At 29.8% G+C, this 3,713-nt stretch carries 5 protein-coding genes and 1 pseudogene; 3 read left to right on the forward strand and 3 right to left on the reverse strand.

The window, feature by feature from the left end; all coding sequences use genetic code 11:
* From EIC27_RS06440 to EIC27_RS06450, 3 genes and pseudogenes are all read right to left on the reverse strand, one after another.
* The coding region (locus EIC27_RS06440; RefSeq protein WP_153183777.1) for a hypothetical protein at positions 1 to 786 on the reverse strand (786 nt) is incomplete at its 3' end.
* Between the two features lie 137 nt (positions 787 to 923).
* Positions 924 to 1,142, reverse strand: a pseudogene (locus EIC27_RS08460) (DDE-type integrase/transposase/recombinase); the annotation flags it as partial.
* A 386-nt stretch (positions 1,143 to 1,528) separates the two neighbouring features.
* Positions 1,529 to 2,245, reverse strand: a complete 717-nt coding sequence (locus EIC27_RS06450; RefSeq protein WP_126045241.1) for a tyrosine-type recombinase/integrase — start codon at positions 2,243 to 2,245, stop codon at positions 1,529 to 1,531.
* 36 nt (positions 2,246 to 2,281) lie between these two features.
* On the opposite strand from EIC27_RS06450, the gene EIC27_RS06455 reads away from it, so the two are divergent.
* The 3 genes from EIC27_RS06455 to EIC27_RS06465 all read left to right on the forward strand — a co-directional run.
* Positions 2,282 to 2,548: a DUF7168 domain-containing protein gene (locus EIC27_RS06455; RefSeq protein ID WP_422653016.1), complete on the forward strand. Its 267-nt coding sequence runs from the start codon at positions 2,282 to 2,284 to the stop codon at positions 2,546 to 2,548.
* Positions 2,549 to 2,644: 96 nt separating this feature from the next.
* The gene (locus EIC27_RS06460; RefSeq protein WP_126045243.1) at positions 2,645 to 3,205 is read left to right on the forward strand and encodes a hypothetical protein; all 561 of its coding nucleotides are present in this window, start codon (positions 2,645 to 2,647) and stop codon (positions 3,203 to 3,205) included.
* Positions 3,206 to 3,220: 15 nt separating this feature from the next.
* Positions 3,221 to 3,713 (forward strand): plasmid pRiA4b ORF-3 family protein (locus EIC27_RS06465; RefSeq protein ID WP_153183778.1); only part of this gene is annotated, 493 nt, incomplete at its 3' end.

Consider the following 3,713-nt stretch of genomic DNA (forward strand, 5'->3'; position numbering starts at 1 on the left):
ACATGTACTGAATTGGTAGTTTGGAGGAACTGTTTTTAGATGATTGCATTCCTCAATATTATGATTATAGACATTTATCATAATATCTTTAAATTCTTCAGCATGTTTATCAAAAATATTTTGAACATGTGGATTAACTTTAGTTACACCAGATTCCTTATCCCGTATAAAAACTTTAAGTGGCTTTTTTCCCAATTTTGAGTCATAATACTCAAACAAATTCAACACATCATTCGAAGTGTATCCTTTTATAGTTGTATGATTTTCATGGTCAACGCCCATATGTTTTTTAAGATCCTTACCCATAGGTGGTTTTAACATTTTTATTGAGTACTGTGGCTCTAAATTTCTTGCATCAGTTGCTTCTATCTGTCTCAACATAAAAAATATATAAGGCACAGCAGCATCATTAGAAGAGCTGATGTCTTCATAAGCAATTTTTGATTTTGTGCTAGGATCGGTGAAATACCAAGAGTATAAACCCTTATTTTGAAACTGAATTACTGGATCTGGACTATTATGTCTTCCTGTCCATAATTCTGATTGTGTTCCCAACTCCGTCTTAATCTCTTCTTTTATGCCATCATATAATGTAAGATACTTATTGGCTGCATTCTGTACTGCAAGTTTTGAACTAGCTGTCATTTGAGATCTTAAATATACTTCAATGCTATTTGACAAATCTGTGCTAGAAGTTTTTGGTATCTTTAACCCATAAGAACCTGCTACGGCAATTTGAGTTTGTGAGTGGGGAGTTGCTGCTACAACCTGGAATTTTTCTGTCATAATTTCTAATATTAATTTTTAAATTGATTATCAAATATACTAAAAAAATACATTTGTCAATTAATTCATTGCGATTTAGTGCTCTGTCGCATCTGTAATTAAGGTGTAAAATTTTAAATTATTAACATGTTTTTTCATTAAGCAGCTAGTGAAAGAAATTTATCAAAGTCAGAATTATAATTGTTATTGTCAGCAAGTTGTCCTTTTTTAATCATATGCAGGAGTTCTATTCCTGCAATGGTTTTGGCGGCACTCCTAAAAGATTTGAAACTAAACATTGGCCTAGTTCGCTTCTTTATAAATCTGTGATCGCCTTCTATCCTATTATTGAGATACTTGTTTTGCCTAATTTCTATTTGATCTTTTTCAGATAAGTTATCTAATTTTATCGGCACTTCTATATTACGTCCTTTTGCCCATTCTATTATATCTACTGGCTTATAGAGCTTCTTATGTATAGTATCAAATCTAAATGGTACGTTAGATGCTTTTAAAAGAGTTAACATATCCCTTATCTTTCTTAAAAGTAGTGGATGTATGTTGCCTGTAATTCGCTCATGCTTCACATATTCTTTGTCTTTAGGCATTGAAATTCCTATTAAAAGATTTATTGCCTCTTGTTTTAACCAGTGTTGCTTTGTTACCTCCCAATATACCTCATATATAGCCCAATATCTCTGCTTTGCCCAATACTCATAATTTATATTTTCTGCTCCCCATTGGTTATAATAATTGTCCATATTCATAGATTTTTATTTTTCATTGAATCAATATAGTCGCTATACCACTGCATCATCTCTCTACGCTCTGTTAAGTATTGAGCATAGTTATAACTTGCTCTGATACTATTTCTCTCTGAATGGGCTAATTGCCTCTCTATCCAGTCACTTTTAAAGCCTTCTTCATTTAATATTGTAGATGCTATAGCTCTAAATCCATGTATTGTTGCTCTCCTATGATAACCCATTCTATACAGGGCATATAACATCGTATTTTCACTCATATGTCCTTTTAATTTTTGTACATTTGGAAATACATACTCACTGTCAAATCCAAGTTCTTTTATCTTCTCAACTATTTTTATTGCTTGTCTTGACAATGGTACTATATGTTTTTCTTTCATTTTCATTCTATCAGATGGAATATGCCACTCCTTCTTATCTAAGTTAAATTCTTCCCATTTAGCCCCTCTTAACTCTATTGTTCTTACAAATGTTAATATTATCAATTTTACCGCAAATTTTGTAAGCACCTCACCTTGATAAATTTCTAGCTTATTTAAAAATTCTGGTAATTCATCTATCTTTAATCTGTTATAATTACTTTTTTTTACTGATTTCAGTGCTCCCTTTAAGTCTGCTGTTATATACCTCTCGGTTCTCTCTGTAATTACTGCATATCTAAATATTTGTCCACATATCTGCAATAACCTTTTTGCTAAATCAACCGCTCCATATATTTATGGCATGATTTATTCAATCCATATAGTGAACTTATATTTATAGGAATGCCTTCAAATGTTGAGGTTTGTTATCAAATATTTTTATATTTATACAACATATTTAAGAAGGCTAAGATTAATTATAAAAAAGAATCTATTAATTGGGGTAGTAAACATGAAGTTACAGAAGCAGCAAATCGCTATATTTGTAAATTTGCTCAAGAGCTTGACTACACTCAAGCTTATATTGAAAATGATAATAATGATAAAGTTTTATATGAGTATGCAGAAGAGAAATATGCATATGCAATGAGAGATTAAAATTTATATTTAATAATGTATAGAACTTCTAACTGTTAATTGATTAAACATGTAATTTACTATAACCTTTAATAAAATAAGTTTATATACCTAACAATGGTAGCGCCAAGTCCAAAAAGTATACAAGCAGTATCTGAAATAATGACAAGAGCATTACAAGATTTGCATAAAATTATAGAAGATGAATATAATAATAAAAACCCCAGAGAAATAATGGTATTAATGATGAGTTTTGTAACAGGAATTATTATACAGTTAAAAAATAAGACAGAAGTGTTGCAAAAAGGATTGGGTGATAAATTTATAGAAGCAATAAATTTAACTATACAAAAAGATTCTAAAGAAACAATTGATAAATTGAATCAAGGTGATCCGTCTATATATAAATCCTCATCTAATATTAAACCAGATGACTTGGCATCAGCAGTTAATTTTGTAGTAAACAATTTTGCAAGTACTATGAAATTAAGTATGGATGCTTTACCTATTACATTACGTAATGAAGAGACTTTATTAATTTCATTAGCACAATTGGTTGTAAATTTGTTAAGTTCTATAGATAAAGAAAATATAACTGATCTCATTAATAAGTTTTCCAAAAATATGCATAGCCTTACTGAAAAATCTGAAATTAACAATGAGCCTGTATATAATTAATTAGAGGTAATTTTCTTGAAATCAGAAGATAAGATATATCAATTTAAGATTACTCTAAAAGGCATAAGTCCTAAAATTTGGAGACGCGTGCTAATACAAAGTGATAGCACATTAGCTGACTTACACAATATTATTCAAATAGTAATGGGCTGGACAGATTATTACTTAAACGAATTTATTATAAATAAGCAATATTATTCAATTCCAAATATGCTTGGCAATACATCAGGTAGCTCATACATTGGAAAAAATATAAAGATATGTGATCTCAAATTAGAGGTTAACAAGAAGTTTTTATATAAATATGATTTTATGGCTAGATGGAATTTCGATATAACATTAGAAAAAATATTGCCTATAGACGAAGACAAAACATATCCTGTCTGTATATCGGGAAAAGGAGCATCTCCTGATGAAGAATGTGGTGGGGTGAATTGCTTTCAAAAGCAAAAGAATGATTGGAAATATGATAAATATGAATTGTTATACGAACTAAGTACTGTTTTTG

Source organism: Candidatus Aquarickettsia rohweri, assembly GCF_003953955.1.
Classification (GTDB): domain Bacteria; phylum Pseudomonadota; class Alphaproteobacteria; order Rickettsiales; family Midichloriaceae; genus Aquirickettsia; species Aquirickettsia rohweri.